The sequence below is a fragment of the Arthrobacter sp. efr-133-R2A-63 genome (assembly GCF_030209795.1).
Classification (GTDB): domain Bacteria; phylum Actinomycetota; class Actinomycetes; order Actinomycetales; family Micrococcaceae; genus Arthrobacter; species Arthrobacter bambusae_A.
The window spans coordinates 20,496-47,445 of the sequence record NZ_JARVRG010000010.1 but is presented as its reverse complement, the minus strand read 5'-3'; the positions used below and the strand labels follow the sequence as shown (position 1 = coordinate 47,445).

Genomic DNA, 26,950 nt, shown 5'->3' with positions numbered 1-26,950 from the left:
GGCGGCTTGAGGTGAAACTAGAACTTCACTGCAGCGGGGTCGTCGCTCGGAACAACGGCTGCCTCTTCGGCTTCCTCGACGGAGGCCTCTTCGCCTGCGGGGCGCACGAAGTCGCTGAGGTCGACCTTGTTGCCTTCGGAGTCGACAACCTCGGCCTGGCCGAGGACGACTGCGAGGGCCTTGCGGCGGCGTACCTCGGAAACCATCATGGGAACCTGGCCGCTCTGATCGATGATCTGGGCGAACTGGTTCGGGTCCATGCCGTACTGGCTTGCGGTGGTGACGATGTAGTCGATCAGCTCGTTCTGGCTGACGCTCACTTCTTCCTTGTCGGCAATGGCGTCAAGGATGATCTCGTTCTGGAAGGCGCGGGCCGTGTTGGCCTTGACCTCGGCACGGTGCTCCTCGGTGTCGTGCTCGCCCTCACCGTGGGCGTTCTCGGCGTTGAAGTGCGCTTCGAGCTGCTCCTCAACCACGGAGTCCGGAACCGGAACCTCGATGAGCTCGACGAGCTTGTCCAAGACCTTGTCGCGGGCTTCGACGCCCTGGCCGACGACCTTGGACTCAGCGGCCTGCTTGGCAAGGTCTTCGCGCAGTTCGGCAAGGGTGTCGAACTCGGATGCCAGCTGGGCGAAATCGTCGTTGGCCTCGGGGAGCTCGCGCTCCTTGACGGTCTTGACCGCAACCTTGACCTGGGCTGCCTCGCCGGCGTGCTCGCCGCCAACCAGCGTGGTGTCGAAGATTGCTTCTTCTTCGGCGGAGAGACCCGTGACGGCCTCGTCGAGGCCTTCAAGCATGGTGCCGGCGCCAACCTGGTAGGACAGGCCGGTGGCGGAGTCGATCTCGGCGCCGTCGATCGTGGCGGTGATGTCGATGGTCAGGAAGTCACCATCGGCGGCCGGGCGGTCAACGGACTTCAGCGTGCCGAAGCGGCCGCGGAGCTCGTCGAGGGCCTTGTCGACGTCGGCGTCGGAGGAATCCGCTGCAGCGACCTCGACCTTGATGCCGGCGTAGTCCGGGAGTTCAACCTCGGGACGGACGTCGATCTCAACCTGGAACTTCAGTTCGCCGTCGGTCGAGGACGGGTCCGGAACCTCGGTGATCTCAACCTCGGGACGGCTCAGCGGGCGAAGGCCGGCTTCCTGGACGGCAGCCTGGTACCAGCCGTTGAGGCCATCGTTGATGGCGGTCTCCAGGACGTAGCCGCGGCCGACGCGCTGGTCAACCAGCTTGGAAGGAACCTTGCCCTTGCGGAACCCGGGAACCTGGATTTGCGAAGCTACGGTCTTGTAAGCGGCATCGATGCTCGGCTTCAGTTCCTCAAAGGGAACCTCAACGTTGAGCTTGACCCGCGTGGCGGTGAGGTTCTCGACAGCGCTCTTCACAGTCTAAGTACTCCTGGTTTTGTGGGATGGGGTTCTGCCGCGTCCCGGACCGGGACAGGCACACAGAGTCGGGGTGACAGGATTTGAACCTGCGACTTCCTGCTCCCAAAGCAGGCGCTCTAGCCAAGCTGAGCTACACCCCGTGAATGCACAGGACAGTCTACGGGCATCTCGCCGGAGAATGCACATTTGACACTTGGCCCCTGAATTAGGTTTAGTTATATCCGGCTTCAACAGCCACCGGAAAGATGCACGGACCACCCTGTGAGCTTCATAGGGATCCATGCAGCCTTGCCCGGGGACGTAGCTTAATGGTAAAGCCTCAGTCTTCCAAACTGATTACGCGGGTTCGATTCCCGTCGTCCCCTCCATGGAACGAAGGGCCCCTCGCTGAGGGGCCCTTCGTGTTTTCAGGATGTACCCGGCGCGCGCGGTGCACCCGGTCAGCGCCGGACGTCAGTTCTGGCAGCCGGGGCACCAATAGAGTTTGCGCGCGCCGATCTCGGCCATCCCCACTGCTTCGCCGCATCGCCGGCAAGCCTGTCCGTGCCGCTTGTAGACAAAGTGGGCCTCGCCGTCGAGCGCTTCTGCGTTCCCTCCGCTCCACAAAGCCGATGGCGTCGTAACAATCCGGCCGTCGCGGACGCCGTCGGACATCGCCGTCACGGTGTCATCCCACAGTCGTCCGGCGGTTTCCGGGTCCAGGGAGCTGCCCGGAGTCCACGGATCGACGCCCTGGCGGAACAGCACTTCCGCGCGATAGATGTTGCCGATTCCAGCCACGACCGCCTGGTCCATGAGGAGGAGCCCGACGGCGGTCTTGCGGCGCAGCAGGCGGCGGACGAACTCCTCGCGGTCGCCGGGGCGGTTGTGGAGCGGGTCCGGGCCCAAGCGGGCAAGGACGGCTGCGGCCTCTGCCTCGGTGATCGTCGCGCACGTGGTGGCACCCCTGAGGTCCGCCCAGCCGTTCGTCGCAACAAGGCGCACGCGGACGGCACCCACGGGCTCAGGAGGACCCGCGTAGCTGCTTCCCAGGCTTCCTGTGCCGGCTTCCTGGGAGAAACTCTCGCGTTCGCCGATCCGCCGCGGCGCCCCGATGCTCGAGGCTCCGCGGAAGGTCTCATCGCCACCGAAGCTCCACGCACCGTAGAGGCCCAGGTGGACATGCAGAAGCAGCCCGTGGTCAAAACGGAGGAAGAGCTGCTTGCCGTGCGCCGTCGCTTCGAGCAGCTCATGGCGGTCCAAAAGCGCTGCGCCCGCGACGAATCGGCCTTGCGGGCTGGAGACCTCCAGAACCTGCCCGGCGAAAACATCCTGGAACTGGCGAGCCAGGCGATGGATGGAATGCCCTTCAGGCATTAGGCAACGATTTCGCCGGTGTTCTCGTAGGTGGCGATCTTTCCGATGCGGCGCACATGGCGTTCGTCGTTGCTGAACGGTTCTTCGAGGAAGGCCTCGATCAGTTCGGTGGCTTCCTCGACCGTGTGCTGGCGGCCGCCCACGGCGACGACGTTGGCGTCGTTGTGCTCCCGGGCCAGTTTCGCCGTGGAGAGGTTCCAGGCGAGCGCGGCCCGGACACCCTTGACCTTGTTCGCGGCAATTTGTTCGCCGTTGCCGGATCCGCCCAGGACGATGCCCAATGCGTGAACGCCCGCCTCTTGGTCGGCGACCACGGCAGCGGCCGCGTTGATGCAGAACGAAGGGTAGTCATCGAGGGCGTCGTACACCTTGGGTCCGTGGTCAACGACGTCGTAGCCCTTGGCCGTCAAGTGGTTTACGAGGTGGGCGCTCAGCTCCATGCCGGCGTGGTCCGTGGCGATGTGGACGCGGGGTGTGGTCACAGGAAGTCCATTCAGTCTGGCGCGCGCGGCAAAGCCCGGCGCGGCGGTGAGGGATGCGGTTCCTAGGTTACTAGGATCGGGCACCGGCCCACCTCTTAAGACGAAGCCCCGGTTTAAGACGAAGCCCGGGTCCGGATGCCCTCCGGCGCTCAGGGGGCCGGTGGCTGCTCGCCGCGCTGGGCACGCGCCGCGACACGGTTCAGGATTCCCGCGAGCCGGTCCGCTGTGGCCGAGGTCCCGGCGCTGAACGCCACCCTGCGGCCGCTGACCTGGCGCACGACGACGGCGGGACCGCTGCTGACGAGCATGGCCGTGGCTCCTCCGTGGTGCCTGAGTCCCCAGCCGCCGAAGTCGGCGGCCCTGACTTCCTGGGCGGCCGCGCCTGCGATGTCCACGGCCGGCACCGTGAGCACCCTGAGTACCCCCGCGACGAAGACCTGCACCCCGCCCCGGTCCGCCCGCACCCGGACGAACAGGAAACACGCCCCGACGACGGCGACCACGGCCAGCAATGCGCCCAACCACGGGAGCGCAATCGCGATCAGCATGGCGGGAAACAGCGTGGCCACGCAGATCATGACGAACACCGAACTCCGCGCGTGGACCCACAGCAACATGGAATCCTCCGTCAAGCCGGGGTCTTCCGTCCGGATCCTTTCGGCCTCGAGGGCCGCGTCGTCTTCCGGTGTCCAGCGCGGATCAGGCTTGAATGCCATCATCATGACGACGCCGAGGGGCAACGCCGCGCCCGAGCCCAACGCGAGGACGGTCGGATCGACGTGCGAGCTGCGGGCGTCGGCGAGGCCCGTTTGCCCCACGAGTCCGGCGGCCAGCACAGCGGTGATGAAGAGGGTCACCATGAGGCCCATGCCCATCATGACCCGGCGCATCATCACGGGCCGGGAAAGGGGAACGGCCTGGATGAACACGAGCCAGCCTGCCACGACCAGAATCCCTCCTCCGCCCAGCACATAGGCCAGGAACGGCGCAAAGCTGATTCCGCCGTCGGCGTTCCACGCGATGGCGACAGGATCCGGAAGGTTGTTGCGCAGCATGAGCGCGCACACGGCGAACGCGGCGGCGAGCAGCAGCGGAAATGCCACCGCAAAGCGGAGTGCCCGGAGGTCCAAGGAGTCGCGCATCTTTCCCATATTCCAACGCTACCCCGAGCCGGCGACACTGTGATCGAGCTTCCTTGCCAAGCCGGAATCAAGTGAAAGAATGACTTCACAGCGCCGGCGCTGGCTGAAACCAACCGGCTTCTCGAAACCATTCTTGGAGGCAACCCTTGCCAGGCCTGAACCTGACGCGCGCCGAAGCCGGAGAGCGCGCAGAATTGATCACCGTGAGTTCGTATGACGTCACCCTCGACTTGACGAAGGGCGCCACGGTCTTCGGCTCCACCACGGTGGTGAAGTTCTCCGCCGTCGAGGGCTCATCGAGCTTTATCGACGCGATCACGGACACCGTGCACAGCGTGACCCTGAACGGCACCGAACTCGATCCCGCGGCGGTGTCCGACGGTGTCCGCATCCAGCTGCCCGGGCTCGCCGCCGAAAACGAACTGACGATAGTCGCCGACGCCCCCTACATGAACACGGGTGAAGGCCTGCACCGCTTCGTGGACCCGGTGGACAACGAGGTCTATCTGTACACACAGTTCGAGGTGCCGGATTCGCGCCGCATGTTCGCTGTGTTCGAGCAACCGGACCTGAAAGCCGCGTTCACGTTCACGGTCACTGCGCCCTCGCACTGGGACCTGATCTCCAACTCGCCCACTCCGGTCCCCGTGGAAACCACCCCCGGGAACGACGGCGGGGCGCGCTCCGTCTGGAGCTTCACCCCCACTCCCCGCATCTCCTCCTACGTCACCGCCTTGATCGCGGGACCGTACCAATCGGTGCGCAGCAAGGTCACGAGCTCCGATGGCCGTGTTATCCCGCTCGGCGTGTTCGCCCGCAAGTCCCTCATGCAGTACCTGGACGCCGACAACATCTTCGAACTGACCCGCCAGGGATTTGAGTTCTTCGAGGCCCAGTTCGGATTCCCGTATCCCTTCGAGAAGTACGATCAGCTCTTCGTTCCCGAGTTCAATGCCGGCGCCATGGAAAACGCCGGCGCCGTGACCATCCTCGAGGGCTACGTCTTCCGCGGAAAAGTCACCGGTGCCCAGATCGAGCGCCGCGCCATCACCGTGCTGCATGAACTGGCCCACATGTGGTTCGGGGACCTTGTCACGATGCGCTGGTGGAACGACCTCTGGCTCAACGAGTCGTTTGCCGAGTACATGTCCCACCTCGCCGCAGTCGAAAACACCGAATTCGACCGGGCCTGGACCACCTTTGCCTCGGTGGAGAAGTCCTGGGCGTACCGGCAGGACCAGTTGCCCACGACGCACCCGATTTTCGCCGAGATCAACGACCTCCAGGACGTCGAGGTCAACTTCGATGGCATCACCTATGCCAAGGGGGCTTCCGTGCTGAGGCAGTTGGTTGCCTGGGTGGGACCGGAAGAGTTCATGGCCGGAGTCCGCGAATACTTCCGGAAGCATGCGTGGCAGAACACCGAGCTCGTGGACCTCATGAAGGAGCTCGAAGCTGCCAGCGGCCGCGACCTGGACCAGTGGGGCAAGCTCTGGCTCGAGACTGCCGGAGTCAACACCCTCTCCCCCGCGCTCGAGGTCGACGCCGACGGCACCATCACGTCTTTCGCGATCGTGCAGACGGCCATCGAGGAGCAGCCGACACTGCGGCCGCACCGCCTCGCCGTCGGGTTCTACAACCTCTCCGCCGAGGGCAAACTTGAGAGGACCCACAGGGAGGAGCTCGACGTCGACGGCCCCCGGACCGAGGTCCCCTCCCTTTCCGGAATGGCACGCCCGGATCTCGTCCTGCTCAACGACGACGACCTCGCCTACGCCAAAGTGCGGCTCGACCCCACCTCCTTGACCACCGCGAAAACCCACCTGAAGGACTTTGCGGGCAGCCTGCCGCGAACCCTCGTGTGGGGCTCGGCCTGGGATGCGGCCCGCGACGGCGAAACCCCGGCCCGTGGCTACGCCGAGCTGATCCTGGCGAACATCGCATCCGAGACCGATTCGTCGGTGATCCAGACCCAGCTCCGCCAGCTGGCGACCACCCTCACCTACTACGTCGCAGCGGAGCACAAGGATGCGGCTACCGTGGCTGCGGCGGACAAGCTCTGGGAACTCTCGAGCACCGCGGCCGCAGGATCGGACGCCCAGCTCCAATTCGTGAAGTCCTTCGCGCTGCTTGCGGCGAGCAACCCGCAATTGGACAACGTCCAGGCGATCCTCGACGGCGGCACGGTCCTCGATGGCCTGACAGTCGACCAGGACTTGCGTTGGGAACTCCTCACCGCACTGGTAGTGGGCGGGCGCCAAGGCCAGGACCGGATCGACGCCGAGCTGGAGCGCGACCACACCGCCAATGGCCAGAACGCCGCCGCCCTGGCAGCGGCGGCCCTTCCCACTCCCGAGGCGAAGGCCGCAGCGTGGAAGAAGATCGTGGTCACGGGCGAGCTTTCCAACGCCATTCAGAGCTCCGCCGTCACGGGCTTCACGCGCGTGTTGGACACCTCCCTGTTGGAGCCGTACGCCGAAGAGTACTTTGAGGCAGTGCCCGAGATCGTTGCCAACCGCACCCACGCGCTGGCCCAGCAGATCGTCGTCGGGCTTTACCCGGCGCAGCTGACCACGCAAGCCACGGTTGACCGTACGGACAAGTTCCTCGCCGAACTGCCGGCGGACAGCAGCGCCCTGCGGCGCATGATGCTGGAAAACCGCGACGGCGTTGCCCGCGCCTTGAAGGCCCGCGCGGCAGACCTCTAGAAGCGGTCGGGTAAGTCACCAACAGGCCCCGGTTCCGCTTCAACGGAACCGGGGCCTGTTGGTGCGCCGTCCGGGAAGGGCCGCCGCTAGACTTTCCGCATGAGCCTCGACGAACACCGCTACTCCCTGACCGTGCGCTGGACCGGGAATCTGGGCACGGGGACTTCCAGCTACCGCGGCTATACCAGGGACCACGACGTCGAGATCCCCGGCCTGCCCGTCCTGAAGGGATCCTCGGACCCCACCTTCCATGGCGACCGTAGCCGGTACAACCCCGAACAGCTGCTCCTCACCGCCCTGTCGCAGTGCCACATGCTGTCTTTCCTGCACGTCGCCGTCAAGCACGGCGTGGTGGTCACCGACTATGTCGACCACGCCGAAGGCATGATGAGGCTCAATCGCGATGGCAGCGGACAGTTCGAGAACGTCACCTTGAAGCCGCAAGTCACGGTCGCGGACGTGGCCCACATTTCCCTCGTGGACGAATTGCACCATGAGGCCAACCAGGTCTGCTTCATCGCCCGGAGCGTGAATTTTCCTGTTCTTCATGAGCCGGGCACGACGGCGGCCGCGGGCTAGCCAGACGAGGGGAATGCTGTTTCGCCGGGAATCACGATGCGGATCCGGCCACGCTACGGCGATAGGGTTGAGCGTGGACAGAGTGTTCAGCGCCCGGCAATCAAGGGCCCGGCGAACAATTGGATCCCGTGAGGAGCATTCCCGCACATGAACGTCGCCTCGTCGACCGACAACATCGTGGCCGATGCAGCCAAAATCGATTACGCGTCAATCTTCGTGACGCTGGGCATCGGATTGGTGTTCTGGGTTGTGGCCCGGTTCATCATCCTGCGTATTACCCGCAGGGTGGCCGAGGGCACCAGTTTCTTCAAGAAACCGCATTTCAGGTGGGTTCAGCCCGCCTTCCGGGCGCTCGACCATGAACGGCGTGCCCAACGCGCGCACACCATCGGCTCCCTGCTGACCAGCGTGCTGAGCGTGGTGGTGGTGGTCATCGTCATCATCTACGTCCTCAAATACCTGAACGTGGACATTGCGCCGCTACTCACGAGCGTCGGTATTTTGGGTGTCGCCATCGGCTTCGGCGCCCAACAGCTCATCCGCGATTTCCTGTCCGGCATCTTCATCACCATCGAGGACCAGTTCGGGATAGGCGATGTGATCGTCACCACCGAAGTGATCGGCACCGTCGAATCGGTAGGCCTGCGGATCACCCGGCTCCGGGCCGAAGACGGCGCCATCTGGTATCTGCGCAACGGAGAAATCCTGAGGGTGGGCAACCGATCACAAGGCGACTACGTGCCGGAGGAACCAGCTGATCCGGACGTTCCGCCAGCACCCCCAGGCACTGCGCCTGCAGAAACCGCGGCATCGGGCGCGACTCAGTCCCCGAAGGAATCCCTCAAGATTCACGAGCAGAAAGCAGGTGAGTGACGTGGGCAGCCAGCCGGAAGCCACAGCGCCGCAGCCGGCCGAACGGCGGCAACTGATGCAAAACGATCCCTTCAGCCAGCCGGCCTACACGGACAGCTTCTACGAGGCCATCGGTGGCCACGAGACATTCGTGAAGCTCATCGATGTCTTCTACGACGGCGTCGCCGGAGATCCGTTGCTCCGGCCCATGTACCCGGAACAGGACCTCGCCCCCGCGAAGCGACGGTTCCTCATGTTCCTTGAGCAGTATTGGGGCGGTCCGGGCACCTACAGCGAGGAACGCGGGCACCCCCGCTTGAGGATGCGGCACATGCCGTTCCAGGTGACACCCGAAGCCAAGGACCGCTGGCTCTTCCACATGCGCGCGGCGGTGGATTCGTTGGGCTTGTCGCCGCTTCACGAAGGTACCCTGTGGGACTACATGGAGCGGGCTGCGCTCACGATGGTCAACAGCCCGTCGGTCCACCAGCCCTGAGTTTGTAGGACGGTGCTGTGTGGCCAGGGGATTGGGCCGCGGAACTGGGCTCGGGTTCAGGGGCCTAGCGGGCCTGGAAGCCCAGGCCTGATCCGGATCGTGCCAGGATGTGGCCCCGGCTCCCGCTGAGCCGGAACCAGCGGCCGTTGCGGAAGAGCCGGTGTTCCCCGTCGCCAAGGAAGCCGAGCGCCAAGGCCGCGAACGCGGCGCCCGCGGGCACGCCGTAGAGGCCCGGAATCTCCCGTCCCCACACCGCGGCCCTGGCGTTGTTGACGATCAATGCGCCGGGCTGTTCCGGAACAATCCCGGCCACCTCGGCAATGCCCGCATTCGCTACAGACTTGAGCTCGGCGTCGGGCACAGAACCCAGAGGCTCCCAGCCTCCGCGGGGAGCCCCGACTCCGGCCCACGATTCGGAAACGGTCGACGGCGGGATCGGAAGCTCGACGTCGTCGGCACCGGAACGCGCCAAGCGGTCCAGGACCGAGGACAGCGTCACGGTGACGTCCGCGTGCGCGTCATCGGCGAGGGCGATGGTCCGTAGCCCGAGAATGGTGGGGGTCGATTCGCCCAGGAGGCGCGGCCTCAAGACGCACACATATGCCGCCAGGACGCGACCGGAAGCCTGCAGCCTGATGGCGCCATCGTCGATGCTCTTGGCACGCGTGACATAAGTGCGGAGGTCCGCCAGATCACGGGGATCGACGAAATGGAAGGACTGGGTCAATACATCGGACACATCATCGACTCTACCGGCATGTCCGCGGTTGAGAGGGGTCAGGGTGGCGTCTAGAGTCGAACCATGACTGACGCGCATGCCGGCCTGGACCATCAGGTTGCCCTTGAGGACCCCACATCCACCCTCATCGAGCTGTTGTCCCTGGCCGACTTCGACGGCGCGAGGACAGCCGAGGACATCTTCCTTGGACCGTCGCAGAAACAGCCACGCCACCGGGTATTCGGCGGCCAGGTGCTCGCCCAATCGCTCGTCGCCGGCATGCGCACCGTGGAGGAGGACCGGACGGTCCATTCGATGCACGGCTATTTCCTCCGTCCGGGAGATGCCAACCAGCCCATCACGTTCAGCGTTGAACGGCTGCGTGACGGTCGCTCATTCTCCGCGCGCCGGGTGCACGCTTACCAGGAAGGCCAACCGATCCTGTCGATGATCGCGTCCTTCCAGACAGAAGCCGGGGGCGTGGAACACCAGTCCTCGATGCCTGCCGGAATCCCGGATCCCGAAACCCTGCCGAGCACCGCGGAGCTTCTGCAGAAGTACGACCACCCGTTTGCCCGCCACATGTCCTTCGAGCGGCCCTTCGATGTCCGCCACGTGGATCCCGCGATCTACGTGGAAGCGCCCGAGGACCGGGTAGCCAGCAATGCCGTCTGGATGAAGACTTTCGGCCCGATGCCCGACGATCCCAACCTTCATTTGGCTGCCCTGGCGTACGCGAGCGACTACACCATCCTGGAATCGGTGCTCCGCAAGAACGGATTGAGCTGGATGACTCCTGGAATGAGCGTCGCGAGCCTGGACCATGCCATGTGGTGGCATCGCCCGGTCCGCGTGGACGAGTGGCTTCTCTACGTGCAGGAGTCCCCCAGCGCCCAAGGCGCCCGCGGACTTGCCACGGGCAAGATCTTCAGCCGGGATGGCCAGCACGTCGCCACGGTGGCACAGGAGGGCATGCTCCGGATCCCGTCCTAGCTGCCCGCGACGCTGCCGCAAGACGGCCGAGATTCCGCGAAGCAATAATTCTGCGCAACACAAAGGCCGGCGCCCTGGAAGAAGATCCAGGGCGCCGGCCTTTTGCGGTGCATTCCGCTTTTAGTCGCGGGTCAGCTTGCGGTGCGTGACGCGATGCGGCTTGGCAGCGTCCGGACCGAGGCGTTCCACCTTGTTCTCCTCGTAGGACTCGAAGTTGCCCTCGAACCAGTACCACTTCGACGGGTTCTCCTCGTCGCCTTCGTAGGCGAGGATGTGGGTGGCAACCCGGTCGAGGAACCACCGGTCGTGCGAGACCACGACCGCGCAGCCGGGGAACTCGAGCAGGGCGTTCTCAAGGCTGCTGAGGGTTTCGACGTCGAGGTCGTTGGTGGGCTCGTCAAGAAGCAGGAGGTTTCCGCCCTGCTTCAGGGTCAGCGCCAGGTTCAGGCGGTTGCGCTCACCACCGGAGAGCACGCCGGCCTTCTTCTGCTGGTCCGGTCCCTTGAAGCCGAAAGCCGCGACGTAGGCGCGGGACGGCATCTCAACATGGCCGACCTGGATGAAGTCCAGTCCGTCCGAGACGACCTCCCACAGGGTCTTGTTGGGGTCGATGCCGCCACGGCTCTGGTCGGCGTAGGAGATCTTGACCGAGTCACCGATCTTGAGGTCGCCGCCGTCGAGCGGTTCCAGCCCGACGATGGTCTTGAACAGCGTGGTCTTGCCCACACCGTTGGGCCCGATGACACCGACGATGCCGTTACGGGGAAGCGTGAACGAAAGCCCGTCGATCAGGGTCCGGTCATCGAAGCCCTTCTGCAGGTTCTTCGCTTCCAGAACCAGGCCGCCCAGACGCGGTCCCGGCGGGATCTGGATTTCCTCGAAGTCGAGCTTCCTGGTGCGGTCAGCCTCGGCTGCCATTTCCTCGTACCGGGCCAGGCGCGCCTTCGACTTGGTCTGGCGGCCCTTGGCGTTGGAGCGGACCCACTCAAGTTCCTCCGTGAGGCGCTTGGCCTGCTTGGCGTCCTTCTTGCCCTGGATTTCGAGGCGGGCGCGCTTCTTCTCCAGGTACGTGGAGTAGTTGCCTTCATAGGGGTAAAGGCGTCCTCGGTCTACTTCACAGATCCACTCGGCGACGTGGTCCAGGAAGTAGCGGTCGTGAGTGATGGCGAGGACGGCACCCGGGTAGGAAGAGAGGTGCTGCTCCAGCCACAGAACGCTTTCGGCGTCCAAGTGGTTGGTGGGCTCGTCAAGAAGCAGGAGGTCAGGCTTCTGCAGCAGGAGCTTGCAGAGCGCTACCCGGCGGCGCTCACCACCGGACAGGACAGTCACGTCGGAATCGCCCGGCGGGCAGCGAAGCGCGTCCATGGCCTGCTCGAGCTGGGAATCGATGTCCCACGCATCTGCAGCGTCGATGGCTTCCTGGAGGTGGCCCATTTCCTCCAGCAGGGTGTCGTAGTCGGCGTCCGGGTTGGCCATTTCCTCGGAGATCGCGTTGAAGCGCTGGATCTTCGAGTAGATCTCGCCCACGCCTTCCTGGACGTTGCCCAGGACGGTCTTTTCCTCGTTCAGGGGCGGCTCCTGCAGGAGGATGCCCACGGAATAGCCAGGGCTGAGGCGGGCTTCGCCGTTCGACGGTGTGTCGATACCAGCCATGATCTTCAGGATCGTGGATTTGCCGGCTCCGTTCGGGCCGACGACGCCGATCTTCGCGCCAGGGAAGAACGACATGCTGACATCGTCCAGGATTAGTTTTTCGCCAACGGCCTTGCGAGCCTTGGTCATCGTATAAATGAATTCCGCCATGCCGTTAAATCTAATGGGTGGCAAGGCATAACTCACATTCGGCCCTGCTAGTGGGAATCCCCGACGAAGCATTTGCCGCTGGCCAACACGGGAAGGACCGACACTGAAACCTGGCCGTCCCTGATCTCCCCCATCACGCAGTCCTTGTCCAGTTTGGCCGCGGTCTCAATGGCGTCGACATCCAGTCCCGTTGGCGTCTTGCTCGCGGACACCTCGACGGCAGAGGCGGGGATGCCTGCCGAAACGAGTTGGGAGCGCAGCGCATCCTGCGCCGGTTTGGGCGTTGTGGCGACAACGGTTTTGAGTACGGACTCCACGGTCTGCTTCAGCGCCGCAGTGCCCGGACCGAGCGAAGCCGATGCCCCCGGGCTCGCAGCGCCCGGTGTGATAGCGGGACTGGCTTTGGGGGTGGCGCCGGCTGTACGCGATGGGATCGGCGATGAAGCCGGCGCGCTCGCTGACACGACAGGAGCAGGCGCAGTGCAGCCGGCTACCAGCCCGGCCACGAGCAAGGGCACCGCAAGCAGCAAACCTCGGCTTCCGGCCTGTTGGCGGCGTCCTGATGGTTTTCGCGGCGTTCCCCTGCTCATCACCCGGCCATTCTGCCATGCGGCGCACTACCTGGTGCGCCGCATGGCAACCGCGGAGGTCCGTGGCATCTACTGTTTCAGGCGCCGTCGTCATCTGGGGACCGGGGTAGTTCAGGCACTCGCGTCCACAAGTTCTCCGGTGCGGGTATCAACGAGAACCGACCCATCGCCTTCTCCAGCCGACAGAACTACTTCCCGCTCGGCTGCTGCACTTCCGTCCTCGTCGTCATGCGGGCCGTCCTCACCATCATCATCCGCCGAAGGCCAGGGGTTCTCCGGCACGACCTCAGGTGCCACCGGCATATTCTGCGGGATGGTGTTACTTGAGGTCCGGATGAAGTTCGCAGAGCCCCACATGAGATCGTGCCCCACCGATTCCGCGACGATTTCGGCAACGTGATAGATCTTGCCGTCGTGTTCCCATTGCCTCAACTTGAGTTTCCCGACCACGATGACCCGCTGGCCCTTCTTGACGCTGCATCCAATGTTTCCCGCGAGATGCCTGAACGCCTGGACGCTGAACCAATTGGTGTTGCCATCCACCCAGACATCCTTGGCACGGTCGAACCTGCGCTCCGTGGTACCCAGCCGGAACGAGGCAGTTCCCGTTCCACCCGGCGTCGTCGAACTTTTGGGTTCCGTCGCAACGAAACCCCGGACAGTGATGATGTCGTTCATGGTTGTGTCCTAACGTGAGTTGAGCTGCCTGTCTGGCCCTCTCAGCTTCACGGGCCGCGCAGATCCGCGGCAGTATCCACTTCGCGTATGTGGATAGCCTGACCGGATGCCCGCTTGTGGAGGACGGGTCACGCCCGAACCCGGGCTGACAACAAGGGCAGCCGCCGCGATGTAAACTCTTGATGGCGCCACAGCCATGTGCTGTTGGTGCGACGCCTGCCTCGGTAGCTCAGAGGATAGAGCAGGAGCCTTCTAATCTCTTGGTCGGGGGTTCGATTCCCTCCCGGGGCACCCAAAGAGCGGCTCTGACCTGCGGAAACGTGGTTCAGAGCCGCTCTTGGCATTTCTATCAAGGCGGCGCCCGGAAGCCGGCTACGGCCCCGCCCACCGATCCAACTATGGCAGTGTCAAAACAAGCGGGCCATCCGCCGTGATGGCCACCGTGTGTTCGCTGTGCGCCGCGCGGCGGCCGTTGGCGGAGCGCAGGGTCCACTGGTCGTCGTCGTGGTAGTAGTCGTCGCTGCCGCCCAGAATCAGCATGGGCTCGATAGCGATCACGAGGCCCTCAACGAGTTTCACTCCGCGGCCCGGCCGACCGATGTTCGGCACACTCGGCTCGGCGTGCATGGTCCGGCCAATGCCGTGCCCGCCGTGATCGGCAAGGATCCCGTAGCCGCTGCGCTTGGCCTCCCCGCCAATGGCATACGCAAGGTCGCCCATCTTGTTTCCCATCCGGGCAGCCTCGATCCCGCGGGCGAGGGCGGCGTCCGTGGCGTCGATCAGCTCCTGGTCCACCGGATCCGGAGTGCCCACGATGAAGCTGACTGCCGCGTCCCCGCACCATCCCTGCACAAACGCCCCGCAATCGACGCTCAAGAGGTCGCCGTCCTGCAATACATATCCGTCCGGGATGCCGTGCACCACAGCATCGTTGACGCTCGTGCAAATGACCCCCGAAAAGGGCGTAGGCGCCCACCGCGGACGATAGTCCAGGAACGCGGGAGTGGCCCCGGCAGCCGCCATGAAAGCGGCAGCCACATCATCCAGTTCCTTGAGCGACACCCCGACGCCGGCGTGCGAACGAACCGCCGATAGAGTGTTCGCCACCACTCTCCCGGCTTCACGCATGAGCGCAATCTCCTCTGGCGTCTTCACCATGGACACTGAGGCCTCCAAGCATAGGAACCGGGGGCCGGAACGGCCGCCGGACGGACTCTTTCCACCCACTCTATGGGCGCCGTCGTCCGAGTCAACCGGGTGGTGAGTCCGCGGCGAGCCACGGGTTGTCCTAAAGTCGCGGTATGGAACCCCGAAGAATCGCCGTCATCCGGGAACGCCACGGACCAGGATCTTCTCGCCACGGCGCTGGACGCCAACCTGGGCGTCGGAGTTCTTTATCAGCAAAGCGATCGGGTTGATCTTGCGGGAGTACGCCAAGACCGGTCCCCAGCGGGTGCGGGGCTACGTGGAAACCCGAAAGACGAGGCTGAGCCCGCTGTCCCTCCGTGAGGCCATGAAACACCTCGGCTGATCCGGTTCAGGACTTCGGTTTGAGCCTGAGCTTCAGAATCCCGCGGCGCGGGCGGAACAGCACGTGGGTTTTCTTGTCAAAGAACACGAGATAGGCGATGAAGGAGACCCCGATGGCGATCGCCACCCCGCGCACCACCTCGATGGGGATCCATTGGAAGACGCTCAATTGGTCGGTCAGCGCGATGAGGGTGAAGAAGGCGGTCAAATAGAAGACCGTCCGAAGCTGGGCGCCGTCTGCGATTCCGGTCACCGCAAAGAACACCAGCAGCCACACCATGTACCAAGGCTGGATTACCGGCGCGAGGACTACGACGGCGGCGAAGGCCCACGCCATCCTGCGGAGCACGGTCTTATTGAACTCGGATTCCTGCTCAAGCGGCGCGGGCATTCCGATTCCGCGCCCGGGCGTCCGCACCGCGAGCCAGACGATCGCAAGCGCCGAAACCACTGTTCCGGCGGTCTGGATAACATCCGTCACGGGAACGCCCGGACCACCGAATAGTCCGACGACGAGTCCGGCCAGGTGTGCCAGCAAGCCCACCGGCGCGTACCAACTCCAGACGGCGCCGGGAGTCTGGAGAGCGCCCAGCCAGCCAAATCCCAGCCCGTTCACCAATCCTGCAGCGGCGAGGAGCCCCATGGACAGAGCCAACGTGGCCGTCCAACAAAGCATCCTGCGTCCCCAGCCGGCACGGGAACCTGCCCACAGCAGTCCGGCAAAAGGCAACGCAATCAGAGTGATCGGCTTGATGGCGATCGAGGCAGTGATCAACAAGATTCCAAGCACGGGACGTTTGACCGAGGCGAAGTACAGTCCGGCAACAACCAGTCCCAACATCAAGGAGTCGTTGTGCGCGCTGGCGATGAAGTTGATCAGGAGAGCGGGGTTGAGGACTCCAAGCCAGAATGCCCGCTCCGGGTTCACTCCGTGGAGCGCAGCCAAGCGGGGAACGTAGACAGCGAGGAGTATGACCCCTGCAAGGGCAGCCAGGCGGAACGGAATGAGTGCAAGCTCGGGGACGCTGGCGCTCACCCACACGGCACCCTGTTCGATCCAGAGCCACAACGGACCGTAAGGGGTAGGTGCTTCCGTCCACAACTTGTCCGGCCCGAGTGAAAAGTAGTTGCTCAGGGCCGAGATGCCGTTGGTATATGGATTCAGGCCTTGCTCCATGAGCCGGCCTTGGCCGATGTAGGCATACGCGTCCCTGCTGAACAACGGCAAGCTGAACATCATCGGGAGAGCCCACATCCACAACGCGCGCCGAAGCACAGGGCGCGAGGAAGGGTTCCATCCGCCGATCCGCTGGGCAATGCGCAGCCAAGAGCGCAGAAGCAGGAGCGCGCCGAGGCAGAGCATCACGGTGCAGACGATCACACCAACCGGAGACGTCCGGGCCACGATGAAGAGGGGTGTACGGATAAGGGCACTGCTACTGGCTAGCCAGCCGACTCCGACCGAGCCTGCCACCATCATCAAAGACCCGACGAAACCCTGGACGATTGCCGTCCTTGCCGCTTTGGCTATCACAATGCCGTGTACCGGGGCGTTGGAATCGCCAAGCGCCTCTGGATGAGCCACCGAACTCCCCACCTCACGCTCACGAAACTTCGACGTCACCATCAAACAAAATCCTGTCCGGTTCCCTGCCGCGTCCGGCCAAAGTGGTACTGCATGCTGCCATGGATTATTGCAACTGTAGCATCGTGGCCCGTGGCTCCCCGGGGCCAACGGGACCGGAGGTCTGCCCGCGAAAGGGGCCTGAGATAGGATGGACGGGGCTCTGGTTTGATGCCGAAGACCCATAGCCACACTGGTTCCGCGTGAAATTCAAGGAGCCGATGTTGTCTGGAACGGCTCCGGCCGTTACGGCTTGCGACACCCCGCGACACCGACTACCCAGCAAGGATCCTCCCATTTCCACGGACTCATTCTTCAGCGCGCTCACACGGTTCCGTCACCGTGTTCTTCCCTCCCCGGCGCAAGCCTGGCTCAACTCCCCCAAAGGGCTGCTGGCCGGATTCTGCGTGGTGCATTTGGTCTTCCTCGTCTTCTCCTTGATTGTCTCGCTTCACGGCGGGGCGTACAGCGACACGGTGATCTATCGAAACTGGACCGCAGCCGGATTCCAGGACGGGAACCTCCATGGCGGACCGAGCCCGTGGGTCTACCCGGTCCTCGCCCTCTTGCCGATGGCCATAGCAGGCGTGGCCGGTCCCGGACCGTTCTTCTTCTTGTGGGTGCTCATGATCACCGTGCTCAACGGCGTGGCCATCGCGAAGCTCACAGGATGGGGACGGCGTCGCGACGCCATCCCGGCGGGGTGGTGGTGGCTCGTCTTCCTCTTGATCATGGGCTGCTTGGGCTTCGCCCGCGTGGATGGCTTGACTGCACCCATTGTGCTGATCGCCTTGGCATATGGGGTGTCGCACCCTTTCATTGCCTCGACCCTCCTGAGCATCGCGACCTGGATGAAAGTCTGGCCAGCCGCCGTCGTCCTTTCGCTTTTCACGGTGGTCAAGCAGAGAACACGGGTACTTGCCGCGGGAATTCTCACGAGCATCGTGGTGGTCGCGCTCACTGCTGCGGTGGGTCAACTGCCCAGGCTCTTTAACTTCCTGACCCAACAAGGCGATCGTGGCATGCAGTTGGAGGCTACCTTCACCACTCCTTGGTTGTGGCTCTCGGTCCTCCATATTGGCCGTTCCAGGATGTACATGAACACGGACATCAACTCCATGCAGGTCGATGGCCCCGGCACCACGCTTATGTCATTCCTGATGCAGCCCCTTCTTGTCCTGGCTGCAATCCTGGTGGCCGCCCTGATCTTCTGGGCGCTCCACAACGGCAAGCGAACCGGCGGGGCGGACCGCACGGAGCTGTTGTTGGCCGGCTCCCTGACCATGGCCACGGCTTTCGTCGTGTTCAACAAGGTGGGGTCGCCCCAGTTCATGGTGTGGCTGGCGCCGGCTGTCGCTGTAGGACTCGCCCACAGCTGGAAGGAATGGCGCGTTCCCGCGGCCATGCTCATCGCCATTGCTGTGGCCACGTTCTTCATCTACCCCCTCTTCTATGACGCACTCAGCCACAACAACCCTTTGATGGCCTTGGTTTTGACGGTCCGAAACGTCCTGCTGGTAGTCCTGTTCTGCTGGTCCGTGCGCCGCCTTTACCTTTTGGGCAAGAAGATCCCGGCCAAAGAGCCGGCCACCGCTGCCAAGGAGTCCTAAGATTTCCGTTCGCTTCTTTGACGGACTGGTCCGCGTGCGCGACGCCGCCCTGCCGCCTGCCGCCGTCGCCTGGTTCAGCCGCCCTTCCAGCGTCTGGTGGGGTTTTGCCGCCATTCATGTGTACTTCCTCGGCTGGATGGCTAGTTTCTTCCTGACGGGAAACACGTTCAGCGACACTGAGCAGTACCGCCAGTGGGCGATGGCCGGCTACAACCCTGCCGATCTCCATGGAGCCATCAGCCCGTGGGTATACCCCGTGCTCGCCCAGATTCCGATCTTCCTGGCCAACATCGCGGGCCCGGGTCCATACCTCCTGGTGTGGACGTTGATCATCACTGCGCTCAATGCCGCCGGCTTGTTCATCCTGATCCGCGGACCGCGCAGGACAACGGGAATCGCTCCCGCGTGGTGGTGGCTGTTCTTCACCGCTTTCATGGGCTACCTCAGCTTCGCCCGGGTAGAGGGCATCACGGCACCCATTGTCTTGGTCGCCCTGTTGTATGCCGCCACGCGGCCCGTCGCGGCGGGCATCCTCCTCAGCATCGCCACGTGGATCAAAGTCTGGCCGGCCGCCGTCCTGGTACCTATCATCATCGCGAGCCACCGCAGGCTGCGGATCATCGCGTGCGGCGCCGCCGTAACCGCGGCCGTCGCACTGGGCACCTACCTTTCGGGCGGCCTCCCACACATCCTCGACTTTTTGACCAACCAAGGCGAACGCGGCATGCAATTGGAAGCCACGTTCTCAACCCCATGGGTCTGGTTGAGCGTGCTCAACATCGGCGGTTCCAAAATCGCCGACAACGTCGCCATCAACTCCACCGAGGTATACGGCCCGGGAGCCAATGTGGCGGCGTTCATGATGCAGCCGCTCTTGGTGCTTGCCGCCGTCGCCGGCTCCGCCCTCTTGATCTGGGCCCTTCGGCGCGGCGCCGAAGCGGAAGAGCTGTTCCTCGAAGGTGCCCTCATGATGACCACCGCGTTCATCGTGTTCAACAAGGTGGGTTCGCCGCAATTCATCATCTGGCTTGCGCCGGTGGTTATCGCAGGGCTGACCCACGACTGGAATCGTTGGCGGGTTCCCGCCGCGCTCCTCATGGGGATCGCCATGACGACTTTTGTGATCTACCCGCTGTTCTACACGCCGCTGATCCATGCCAACCCGGTGATGGCAACGGTGCTCACCACGCGGAACGTTCTTTTGGTTGTCCTGCTCTGGTGGTCAGTGCAGCGGACGGTGGAACTGGGCCGCAAGTCCGGCGCAAGAACTGCTATTCGGAGCGCCTGAGCCGCTGCTCGAGCCGGCGGAGCAGTTGCGCAGGAGTGGAACGGATCAGCAGCCTGCGGGTGTGGACGTCCAAAACCATCAGGTAGACAGTGAATCCCAAGGCCACCAGGAATGACAGGGAGGATACCTTGACGTTCAACTCCACGAAGGACAGCACCGAAATCTGGTCCTGCGCTCCAAACGCGACGAAAAACGTGACCGCGACATAGAGGGATTTGATCTGCCAGTCGTCCCTGATTCCCGTGACCGCGAGCAGCGGGATGAACCACAGGATGTACCACGGCTGGATGATCGGGGACAGCATGACGACGGCAGCAAACGCCAGGGCCGCGCGGCGCACCAGCCGTGAATAGTCGCCGCGGAACATCAACACCACCACCAGCCCGATTCCGGCCCACTTCATGAGCGTCCGGAGCCCCGTCGCCATGGTGGACCCGGGCAGGCCCAGGAGATTTGCGATCATCTCGACCTGCTGGCCCAGGAAGCCGGAGGGAGAATATCCCGTGTAACCGGGTGTGGGATCGAGGATGGCCCAGACCCAGCCAAAGCCAAGGTTGTAGGGAATGCCGCTCACTGCCAGGACCGCAAAGCTGATACCCGCCGTCGCGCCCCAGAACAGGAACTTGCGGGCCCAACTCGCGGCAGGGCCAGCCCACATGAGTCCTATGAAGGGCAAGAGGAGCACCGTGATCGGCTTGATGCCGATGGAAGCCGTCACCAGCAGAAGCCCGGTGATATGGCGTCCGGTGGCTGCGAAGTACATTCCGGCCACGGCCAGGCCCACCATGAGGGCATCGTTGTGGGCGCTGGCCACGAAGCTGATGAGAAAGAGCGGGTTCGCTACGGCGATCCACAGCGCGCGGCCGGGATTGATTCCGTGCATTTCGGCGAGCCTGGGGACATAGATCACGCACAGCACCACTCCGACGGTTGCTAGAACGCGAAAGAGCAAAACGGAAAAATCGGGCTGGGCGTCGGTGATGCCCACCACCCATCTAGCCAGCCACAGGAAGTAGGGCCCGTACGGCGTCTTGGCTTCTGCCCAGGCCGGATCGGCTCCCAGCGAGAACCAGTTGCTGAGCGTGGAAATGCCCGCCGTGTACGGGTTCTGGCCTTCCAGCACCAGCCTGCCTTGGCCGGTGTAGGCGTAAACGTCGCGGGAGTAGATGGGCACGGCAAACATCAGGGGCGCCGCCCACGCCGCAACGGCGACAACCACGGATCTGAGCGAGCCGGGGCCCCAGTCCTTGAGTCTTTGCCCGAGCCTCAACCATGACCTGACCAAAAGCATGGCCCCCGCCGTCAGCAGGATGGTGGAGGTCGTCACGCCCCAGCCCTCCGTGCGCAGGGCGATGACAAGCGGGTGCCTGAACATGGGCGAGCCGTTGGCGATCCAGCCGGCGCCGATCGAACCGACGAAGATCATGAGGGATCCAAAGAATCCTTGCCAGATTGCCACGTAGGCCTTCGCGTGGCCGGGGATTCCGACGCCGATGTGCGCGGCATTCGGGGAATAGGGACCGGCGACGGCCTTCTCCGACGGCGCCGCGGATTCCTTTGCTTCATCCCGGCTATCTGAGGTGCCCACGCCCGTTCCGCCTGCCGTCATGATATTCCAGTCCCTACCTACATTGGTCCAGCTCATCGATGCAGGCAACAACCGCTCGACAACGGCCCAGTTTACCAGCAGCACTGCGCCGCAGGCTCGGAATGGAGCGCCCCGCCACCCTTCCTGCGCGCCCGAACGGTAGGCTGGGCCAGTGCCTATTACAAATGAACGCATAGTCTGGATCGACTGTGAGATGACCGGTCTCGATCTGGAAAACGACGCCCTGATCGAGGTCGCGGCCTTGGTCACCGATTCGGAGCTGAACATCCTGGGTGATGGCGTGGACGTCGTCATCAAGCCTGAGGACGCCGCGCTTGAGCAGATGAACGACTTCGTCCGCGACATGCACACCCGTTCGAAGCTCCTGGACGAGCTCCCCCATGGCAAGACCATGGCCGAAGCCGAAGCAATCGTTCTGGAGTACATCGAGAAGTGGGTACCGGATCCGAAGAAGGCGCCGTTGGGTGGCAACTCGGTCGGAACTGACCGGATGTTCCTCGCGCGGGACATGCCCACCATCGTCGAACACCTTCACTACCGGGTCATCGACGTCAGCACCATCAAGGAACTCTCGCGCCGATGGTTCCCGCGCGCATATTTCCAGTCGCCTGCCAAACATGGCGGCCACCGCGCGCTTGGAGACATCAGGGACTCCATCGAGGAACTGCGCTACTACCGCGAAGCTGTGTTCGTTCCGGCTCCCGGCCCCGACACCGCAACTGCCCAGAAGATCTCCAAGCAGATTGCAGCGGGTCCGGAGACACCGGCAGGCACGTGATCTGCGGCACGTTTCCGGGAATTTTCAACCAAACGGCCAAAAGTGGCAAAACCACTCCCCAAGACGGGGTATAGTTTTTGTCGTTGCCTTCGCAGCCAACGGGTCATTCCGAAAGCATAAAAAGGCACATGGTGGGCGTAGCTCAGTTGGCAGAGCGCCTGGTTGTGGTCCAGGAGGTCGCGGGTTCAACCCCCGTCGCTCACCCTCACGAGATCGGTAGCAGTTTATCGATCGCAGCCAAAGGCCGTACTGGTTATCCAGTGCGGCCTTTGCTTTGTCCGGGCCGATGTCGGCCACCACAGACCGAGAACCAGAGGAACACCTGACATGACCGTCCTGCCAGTCACCATCTGGGGCGAGCCCGTGCTTCACCGCCGGGCGAGTGAAGTGGAAGAGTTCGACGACGAACTGCGCACCTTGATTGCCGACATGTTCGAGACGAACGAAGCCGCCAACGGCGTAGGGTTGGCCGCGCCCCAGGTGGGGGTCGGAAAACGGATCTTCATCTTCAAATACGCGAATGAGGACGACGCTCCGGATGAAGGCGTTCTGGTGAACCCGGTCCTCACGCTCTCCAAGGTCCCCGGCGCCCTTCCCGATCCCGAGGAAGACGTCGAAGGCTGCCTGTCATTCCCTGGGGAGCATTACCCCCTCCAGAGGGCCGAATGGGCCCGCGTCCAAGGCTTCGACGGCTACGGCAACCCGGTGGATTTCGTCGCCACGGGGTGGTTCGCGAGGATCATGCAGCACGAATTCGACCACCTTGATGGCAAGCTCTACGTGAACCGCCTGGTTGACCGCTACGCCAAGAAAGCCATGAAGCAGGCAAAGAAGAACGGCTGGGGCGTGCCTGGCCTGAGCTGGATGCCGGGTGTCGACCCGGACCCCTTCGGGCACTGAGCCGTGGCCGGCATCGCGCAGGACGAATTGTTCGGGCTTCTCGACATCCACGGTGAGGACGCCGAGGAGTGTGCCTCGCTGCTGGCTTCACCTCCCGGAGACGGCACCCGACGGGCCCTTGCAAGCCTTGACTCCCGCCTGGGTACCTTCCCAAGCACGTCTGCCTCCGCGGACGGCGGCAGCGAAACCGACTGGATCGAGGCGCTCTTGCGCTTCGCACCTGTGGTCCACCGCCACCATCTTTCCCTTGGCATCGCGCCGGAATCCTCCGCCGCGATCCTGGCGGATGTGGGACTGAACCTCCGTATCAACCGACGGGTCCACGCACGCTTCGGCCTGGACACGTGGGCGTGGCTGACCCTCCACATGGCCGGAAACATCTTCCGGATCGGCCGCTTGCAATTCCACCTTGTCCGCGGCGACGCGGATTTCCCAGACGTCGGAGGCTCCGCCGACGCCGAAGGCTCCGCCCCCGCAGGGGGCTCATGGGTGCTGGGCGTGCACATTCCCGAGGATGGAGGCCTCTCCCCTGCCATCGTGGACGCGAGCTTCAGCCAGGCCAGGGAGTTCTTCGACCGATACTTCCCGGACAGGCCGGTTTCCGTGGCGAGCTGCGACTCCTGGATGCTGGATCCCTATCTTGCCGATCAGCTGCCGCACAGCAACATCGCGGCTTTTGCCCGCCGATTCACCCTGGACCGCTGCTCAGACGCCCCGGGCGACGCTATCTACTTCACTTTCCGGCAGCGCGGCATGGAAAACCTTGATCGGCTCCCCCGCGAGACGTCACTTCAGCGGGTGGTGCTGGAAAGGATCGACGACGGCGGGGTCTGGCAGCTTGGCCACGGCCATCTGGCGCTCCCCCAGCGCGGAGCACCCAGGTTTGACACGGCCTGAGGCGGCTACATCGCCCTGATGGTCCGCTGGCCGGGGCACGAATCCAGGACGCGCTTCATGGCGTCCTTCTCCGCTTGGGTGACCCAGAGCCGGTAGGCGGCTTTGACGGAAATCTGCCGGGCTACGTAATGGCAGCGAAAGCCTTTGTTGGCAGGAAGCCAGCTCGCGGCGTCGCTCGCGCCTTTCTTCACGTTGGCCGGACCATCGACGGCAACCAGGTTCAGGGGGTCATTGGCGAGGCTTTGGCGCTGTTTGGCAGTGAGCTGCTGGGCGCCTTTCTGCCAGGCGTCCCCGAGAGCCACCACATGGTCGATCTGTACCGCCGAGCTGCTTTCGGAGCCCCTGCGGAAATGGATGTCCTGCCCGATATATGGCTCACGTAGTTCCCCGGAAGCGATCCTGCATTTCGAGCCTGCCGTGAACTCCGTTGCCGTCAGATCTCGCCTCAGGATGTCGTTCCTGGTATCGCAGCCGTTCCGGTCGACGTCGAGCCACGCCTGGCCGAACTCGTTGCGGTCGTAGTTGTCCTTGGCGGCACGCCCCTTCACGGCAAGCGCCTCAAGGGCATCAACGGCTGGACCGACGGGTACAGGCTGAACAGCCTCCACCGGCTTCATCCAACCCGGATCGAAGACGGGAGCTTCCGTGGGTCCGTTGCCCGGGTCCTCGCCGACGTCGAACTGGCCCTTGGTGAAGAACCATCCGATGCCGGCCAGTCCACCGGCGACGATGAGTATCACCAACACCCAGGCCTGCCGGGACTGACGGCGGGCGCGCCGATACGCGGCCCAGGTGGTGCTCAAGGGATTGCGTCCTTTCGGGGAGGAATACTTCCCTTGAGCCTAGATCAGGGCGCAGACACCGGCGTCGATATCCCCAATGTGGAGGACAACTCGCGGCTTACTGCTCCTTGGTGACGCGTTTCAAGTCGTCGGCCGCCAGCTCCAGAAGCGACCCCAACTGGAGGACGCGGTCCTCAGTGATATCACCCGCTGCGTGTGCCGCCTTGGCTTCGTCGAGCAGCCGCTGGGCTTCCTTGAGGTTGGCGCGCGCGACGTCCAGGGCGTGTTCCAAGGTTGTTTCGTGTTCCAGAATCTTTTCGCTGTCCATGCCGTCCATTCTTGTCAGGTTTCCCGGCTGATGCCAGCGCATCAGCCGGGAATACCCTGTGTCTTTCCTGACCCGGCCAAGGCCGTTCAGACGCCGGCGGGCTCCAATGTTGCCTTGGGCTCAAGGTCAACAGCGACGCCGCGTGCCGGGAACGACGGCGGGTTCACGCCGGCCATTTCTTCCATGACTCGCACTACCTGGCAGGAGTAGCCGAATTCGTTGTCGTACCAGACGTAGACCACGAGGTGCTTGTCGGTGGCGATGGTGGCCAGACCGTCCACGATGCCTGCCCGGCGGGAGCCCACAAAGTCCGTGGAGACGACCTCGGGTGAGTCGATGAAGTCGATCTGCTTCCGCAGCTCCGAGTGCAGGGACATCTCGCGGAGGTAGTTGTTGACTTCCTCCTTCGTGGTTCCCTTTTCAAGGTTCAGGTTCAGGATGGCCATCGACACGTCCGGGGTGGGAACGCGGATCGCGTTGCCGGTCAACTTGCCCTGCAGTTCCGGGAGGGCCTTCGCCACGGCCTTGGCCGCACCCGTTTCGGTGATGACCATGTTCAAGGCGGCCGAGCGGCCGCGGCGGTCGCCCTTGTGGAAGTTGTCGATCAGGTTCTGGTCGTTCGTGAACGAGTGCACCGTTTCCACGTGGCCGTGGATGACGCCGAACTTGTCGTTGAGCGCTTTGAGCACGGGCGTGATGGCGTTCGTGGTGCAGGACGCCGCGGTGACGATCGTGTCCGTGTCCTCGATGGAGGTGTGGTTGATGCCGTGGACGATGTTCTTCAGATCGCCCTTGCCCGGAGCCGTGAGCAGCACCCGGGCCACACCCTTGCTCTGCAGGTGCTGGGACAGGCCCTCGGCGTCGCGCCAACGGCCCGTGTTATCGACCACCAGGGCATCCTTGATGCCATAAGCCGTGTAGTCGACGGTGGAGGGGTTGTCCGAGTAGATGACCTGCACCTGGACACCGTTGGCCGTGATCGTGTTCGCGGCCTCGTCCACGCGGATGGTGCCTTCGAAGGAACCATGCACCGAGTCGCGGCGCAGCAGGCTGGCACGCTTGACGAGGTCGTTCTCCGCGCCTTTGCGGACCACGATCGCGCGCAGCCGCAGGCCGTGCCCGCCGCCGGCCTTTTCGATCAGGAGGCGGGCCAGCAGGCGGCCGATGCGGCCGAAACCGTAGAGCACGACGTCGGTGCTGGTCCGGTCGTCCGCGCCGCGGCGCCCGACAACCTCGGCAAGTTCGGCGCGGAGGAAGTCCTCCAAGGGCGTTCCCGCAGCCTCGGCCTTGTACTTCTCGTTCAGGCGGGCGATGTCGATCGCAGCAGCCCCGAGGTCAAGTTCGGCGAGGATGTTCAGCAGCGGCGCGGTTTCTTCGAGACGAAGTTCGTCCTTGCTCATCCGCCGCGCAAACCGGTGGGCTTTCAGGATGTTCATCGACGACTTGTTGATCAAACTGCGCCCGTGGATGCTCGTCACCACGTTGTTCTCACGGTACAGCCGGCCGATCACCGGAATCATGGCCTCGGCCAGCGCTTCGCGGCCCATCCACGTATCAAGACAAGAATCTGATGACTGGCTCACAGAACTACCTTCCTAGGGTCAGCTACATACGTCCTCGTACGTAGATGGCGGCCGCCCGGAGTAATCCTGCGGCACTGGCATCGGCGGGACTTCGGTCTGCCCGGACACCTCGAACGCTGCAAAGAAAAACCGCCGGCTGCGAACGCAGAACCGGCGGTGGAACTTCTACGTTCACTGTCCATTCTAAGGTCTGGCACCGGAGGCCTTGGCCGCCGGACTGCGTGAAATCACTCACA

25 protein-coding genes and 4 tRNA genes are annotated in these 26,950 nt (G+C 63.8%); 14 read left to right on the top strand and 15 right to left on the bottom strand.

The genetic code is table 11. The features are described from left to right. Nucleotides 1-17 precede the first annotated feature (17 nt). Both tig and QRN45_RS05400 read right to left on the bottom strand, forming a co-directional pair. Nucleotides 18-1,385, bottom strand: a complete 1,368-nt coding sequence (gene tig, locus QRN45_RS05405; RefSeq protein WP_078108669.1) for a trigger factor — start codon at nt 1,383-1,385, stop codon at nt 18-20. 68 nt (nt 1,386-1,453) lie between these two features. Beyond that, nucleotides 1,454-1,528, bottom strand: a tRNA-Pro gene (locus QRN45_RS05400). Between the two features lie 154 nt (nt 1,529-1,682). On the opposite strand from QRN45_RS05400, the gene QRN45_RS05395 reads away from it, so the two are divergent. Beyond that, nucleotides 1,683-1,756, top strand: a tRNA-Gly gene (locus QRN45_RS05395). An 85-nt stretch (nt 1,757-1,841) separates the two neighbouring features. Here QRN45_RS05395 and QRN45_RS05390 read toward each other — a convergent pair. The 3 genes from QRN45_RS05390 to QRN45_RS05380 form a co-directional block, all read right to left on the bottom strand. Beyond that, complete coding sequence (locus QRN45_RS05390; protein ID WP_284762587.1) at nt 1,842-2,744, bottom strand: Fpg/Nei family DNA glycosylase; 903 nt, start codon at nt 2,742-2,744, stop codon at nt 1,842-1,844. Then, nucleotides 2,744-3,226, bottom strand: coding sequence for a ribose-5-phosphate isomerase (locus QRN45_RS05385; RefSeq protein WP_284762586.1), 483 nt, complete (start codon nt 3,224-3,226; stop codon nt 2,744-2,746). The genes QRN45_RS05390 and QRN45_RS05385 overlap by 1 nt, the downstream gene beginning before the upstream one ends. A 149-nt stretch (nt 3,227-3,375) precedes the next feature. Beyond that, nucleotides 3,376-4,377: a hypothetical protein gene (locus QRN45_RS05380; protein ID WP_284762585.1), complete on the bottom strand. Its 1,002-nt coding sequence runs from the start codon at nt 4,375-4,377 to the stop codon at nt 3,376-3,378. A gap of 137 nt (nt 4,378-4,514) precedes the next feature. Here QRN45_RS05380 and pepN point away from each other — a divergent pair, with 137 nt between their 5' ends. The 4 genes from pepN to QRN45_RS05360 all read left to right on the top strand — a co-directional run bounded on the left by pepN (nt 4,515) and on the right by QRN45_RS05360 (nt 9,003). Beyond that, nucleotides 4,515-7,076, top strand: coding sequence for an aminopeptidase N (gene pepN / locus QRN45_RS05375; protein ID WP_284762584.1), 2,562 nt, complete (start codon nt 4,515-4,517; stop codon nt 7,074-7,076). 99 nt (nt 7,077-7,175) lie between these two features. Further along, a complete protein-coding gene (locus QRN45_RS05370; RefSeq protein WP_284762583.1) occupies nt 7,176-7,655 on the top strand; it encodes an OsmC family protein in 480 nt (159 codons plus the stop codon). A gap of 147 nt (nt 7,656-7,802) precedes the next feature. Next, nucleotides 7,803-8,528 (top strand): mechanosensitive ion channel family protein, encoded by a 726-nt coding sequence (locus tag QRN45_RS05365; RefSeq protein WP_284762582.1) that lies wholly within the window; start codon nt 7,803-7,805, stop codon nt 8,526-8,528. A 55-nt stretch (nt 8,529-8,583) separates the two neighbouring features. Continuing rightward, nucleotides 8,584-9,003 carry a globin gene (locus QRN45_RS05360; RefSeq protein WP_139359747.1) on the top strand — a complete coding sequence of 140 codons (420 nt, stop codon included), beginning with the start codon at nt 8,584-8,586 and terminating at the stop codon, nt 9,001-9,003. A 64-nt stretch (nt 9,004-9,067) separates the two neighbouring features. On the opposite strand, the gene QRN45_RS05355 is transcribed toward QRN45_RS05360, so the two are convergent. Next, on the bottom strand, nt 9,068-9,742 hold the full coding sequence (locus tag QRN45_RS05355) for a DUF8185 domain-containing protein (RefSeq protein WP_241709857.1): 675 nt from the start codon (nt 9,740-9,742) through the stop codon (nt 9,068-9,070). 63 nt (nt 9,743-9,805) lie between these two features. On the opposite strand from QRN45_RS05355, the gene tesB reads away from it, so the two are divergent. Continuing rightward, a complete protein-coding gene (gene tesB / locus QRN45_RS05350) occupies nt 9,806-10,714 on the top strand; it encodes an acyl-CoA thioesterase II (RefSeq protein ID WP_284762581.1) in 909 nt (302 codons plus the stop codon). Between the two features lie 120 nt (nt 10,715-10,834). Here tesB and ettA read toward each other — a convergent pair whose 3' ends face one another. The 3 genes from ettA to QRN45_RS05335 all read right to left on the bottom strand — a co-directional run bounded on the left by ettA (nt 10,835) and on the right by QRN45_RS05335 (nt 13,785). After that, entirely contained in the window at nt 10,835-12,517 is a 1,683-nt protein-coding gene (gene ettA, locus QRN45_RS05345; RefSeq protein WP_078108659.1) for an energy-dependent translational throttle protein EttA, read from the bottom strand. Between the two features lie 47 nt (nt 12,518-12,564). Continuing rightward, nucleotides 12,565-12,981: a DUF6993 domain-containing protein gene (locus tag QRN45_RS05340; RefSeq protein ID WP_284762580.1), complete on the bottom strand. Its 417-nt coding sequence runs from the start codon at nt 12,979-12,981 to the stop codon at nt 12,565-12,567. A 237-nt stretch (nt 12,982-13,218) separates the two neighbouring features. After that, nucleotides 13,219-13,785 (bottom strand): single-stranded DNA-binding protein, encoded by a 567-nt coding sequence (locus QRN45_RS05335; protein WP_284762579.1) that lies wholly within the window; start codon nt 13,783-13,785, stop codon nt 13,219-13,221. Nucleotides 13,786-14,003: 218 nt separating this feature from the next. On the opposite strand from QRN45_RS05335, the gene QRN45_RS05330 reads away from it, so the two are divergent. Then, a tRNA-Arg gene (locus QRN45_RS05330) sits at nt 14,004-14,076 on the top strand. A 105-nt stretch (nt 14,077-14,181) separates the two neighbouring features. On the opposite strand, the gene map is transcribed toward QRN45_RS05330, so the two are convergent. Beyond that, nucleotides 14,182-14,949, bottom strand: coding sequence for a type I methionyl aminopeptidase (gene map, locus QRN45_RS05325; RefSeq protein WP_241709853.1), 768 nt, complete (start codon nt 14,947-14,949; stop codon nt 14,182-14,184). Between the two features lie 250 nt (nt 14,950-15,199). On the opposite strand from map, the gene QRN45_RS20885 reads away from it, so the two are divergent. Beyond that, nucleotides 15,200-15,316, top strand: coding sequence for a DNA alkylation repair protein (locus QRN45_RS20885; protein ID WP_350309754.1), 117 nt, complete (start codon nt 15,200-15,202; stop codon nt 15,314-15,316). A gap of 6 nt (nt 15,317-15,322) precedes the next feature. Here QRN45_RS20885 and mptB (QRN45_RS05320) read toward each other — a convergent pair whose 3' ends face one another. After that, complete coding sequence (gene mptB / locus QRN45_RS05320) at nt 15,323-16,900, bottom strand: polyprenol phosphomannose-dependent alpha 1,6 mannosyltransferase MptB (RefSeq protein ID WP_284762578.1); 1,578 nt, start codon at nt 16,898-16,900, stop codon at nt 15,323-15,325. Between the two features lie 335 nt (nt 16,901-17,235). Between mptB (QRN45_RS05320) and QRN45_RS05315 the strand changes: the two genes are divergently transcribed. Next, nucleotides 17,236-18,549, top strand: coding sequence for a glycosyltransferase 87 family protein (locus QRN45_RS05315; RefSeq protein WP_241709883.1), 1,314 nt, complete (start codon nt 17,236-17,238; stop codon nt 18,547-18,549). A 34-nt stretch (nt 18,550-18,583) separates the two neighbouring features. Then, on the top strand, nt 18,584-19,837 hold the full coding sequence (locus tag QRN45_RS05310) for a glycosyltransferase 87 family protein (RefSeq protein ID WP_241709851.1): 1,254 nt from the start codon (nt 18,584-18,586) through the stop codon (nt 19,835-19,837). Here the strand turns inward: QRN45_RS05310 and mptB (QRN45_RS05305) are convergent. After that, the gene (gene mptB, locus QRN45_RS05305; RefSeq protein WP_284762577.1) at nt 19,821-21,446 is read right to left on the bottom strand and encodes a polyprenol phosphomannose-dependent alpha 1,6 mannosyltransferase MptB; all 1,626 of its coding nucleotides are present in this window, start codon (nt 21,444-21,446) and stop codon (nt 19,821-19,823) included. The genes QRN45_RS05310 and mptB (QRN45_RS05305) overlap by 17 nt on opposite strands. Before the next feature lie 151 nt (nt 21,447-21,597). Here mptB (QRN45_RS05305) and orn point away from each other — a divergent pair, with 151 nt between their 5' ends. The 4 genes from orn (at nt 21,598) to QRN45_RS05285 (ending at nt 24,021) form a co-directional block, all read left to right on the top strand. Beyond that, nucleotides 21,598-22,224, top strand: coding sequence for an oligoribonuclease (orn, locus tag QRN45_RS05300; protein ID WP_078108652.1), 627 nt, complete (start codon nt 21,598-21,600; stop codon nt 22,222-22,224). A gap of 131 nt (nt 22,225-22,355) precedes the next feature. Continuing rightward, nucleotides 22,356-22,428 (top strand) — tRNA-His (locus tag QRN45_RS05295). Between the two features lie 123 nt (nt 22,429-22,551). Further along, nucleotides 22,552-23,124 (top strand): peptide deformylase, encoded by a 573-nt coding sequence (def, locus tag QRN45_RS05290; protein WP_241709849.1) that lies wholly within the window; start codon nt 22,552-22,554, stop codon nt 23,122-23,124. Between the two features lie 3 nt (nt 23,125-23,127). Continuing rightward, nucleotides 23,128-24,021: an acyltransferase domain-containing protein gene (locus tag QRN45_RS05285; protein ID WP_284762576.1), complete on the top strand. Its 894-nt coding sequence runs from the start codon at nt 23,128-23,130 to the stop codon at nt 24,019-24,021. Between the two features lie 5 nt (nt 24,022-24,026). Here the strand turns inward: QRN45_RS05285 and QRN45_RS05280 are convergent, their stop codons facing one another. The 3 genes from QRN45_RS05280 to QRN45_RS05270 form a co-directional block, all read right to left on the bottom strand. Further along, nucleotides 24,027-24,824: an HNH endonuclease family protein gene (locus QRN45_RS05280; RefSeq protein ID WP_284762575.1), complete on the bottom strand. Its 798-nt coding sequence runs from the start codon at nt 24,822-24,824 to the stop codon at nt 24,027-24,029. A gap of 97 nt (nt 24,825-24,921) precedes the next feature. Continuing rightward, complete coding sequence (locus QRN45_RS05275) at nt 24,922-25,131, bottom strand: hypothetical protein (protein ID WP_241709846.1); 210 nt, start codon at nt 25,129-25,131, stop codon at nt 24,922-24,924. 86 nt (nt 25,132-25,217) lie between these two features. Beyond that, nucleotides 25,218-26,714 (bottom strand): glyceraldehyde-3-phosphate dehydrogenase, encoded by a 1,497-nt coding sequence (locus QRN45_RS05270; protein ID WP_078108648.1) that lies wholly within the window; start codon nt 26,712-26,714, stop codon nt 25,218-25,220. Nucleotides 26,715-26,950 lie beyond the last annotated feature (236 nt).

Coding starts and splice junctions, on each gene's coding strand:
- QRN45_RS05390 (WP_284762587.1), bottom strand. CDS start 2,744: ATGCCTGAAGGGCATTCCATCCATCGCCTGGCTCGCCAGTTCCAGGAT.
- def (WP_241709849.1), top strand. CDS start 22,552: ATGACCGTCCTGCCAGTCACCATCTGGGGCGAGCCCGTGCTTCACCGC.
- mptB (WP_284762577.1), bottom strand. CDS start 21,446: ATGACGGCAGGCGGAACGGGCGTGGGCACCTCAGATAGCCGGGATGAA.
- tesB (WP_284762581.1), top strand. CDS start 9,806: ATGACTGACGCGCATGCCGGCCTGGACCATCAGGTTGCCCTTGAGGAC.
- QRN45_RS05365 (WP_284762582.1), top strand. CDS start 7,803: ATGAACGTCGCCTCGTCGACCGACAACATCGTGGCCGATGCAGCCAAA.
- QRN45_RS05335 (WP_284762579.1), bottom strand. CDS start 13,785: ATGAACGACATCATCACTGTCCGGGGTTTCGTTGCGACGGAACCCAAA.
- ettA (WP_078108659.1), bottom strand. CDS start 12,517: ATGGCGGAATTCATTTATACGATGACCAAGGCTCGCAAGGCCGTTGGC.
- QRN45_RS05275 (WP_241709846.1), bottom strand. CDS start 25,131: ATGGACAGCGAAAAGATTCTGGAACACGAAACAACCTTGGAACACGCC.
- QRN45_RS05380 (WP_284762585.1), bottom strand. CDS start 4,377: ATGGGAAAGATGCGCGACTCCTTGGACCTCCGGGCACTCCGCTTTGCG.
- QRN45_RS05360 (WP_139359747.1), top strand. CDS start 8,584: ATGCAAAACGATCCCTTCAGCCAGCCGGCCTACACGGACAGCTTCTAC.
- QRN45_RS05370 (WP_284762583.1), top strand. CDS start 7,176: ATGAGCCTCGACGAACACCGCTACTCCCTGACCGTGCGCTGGACCGGG.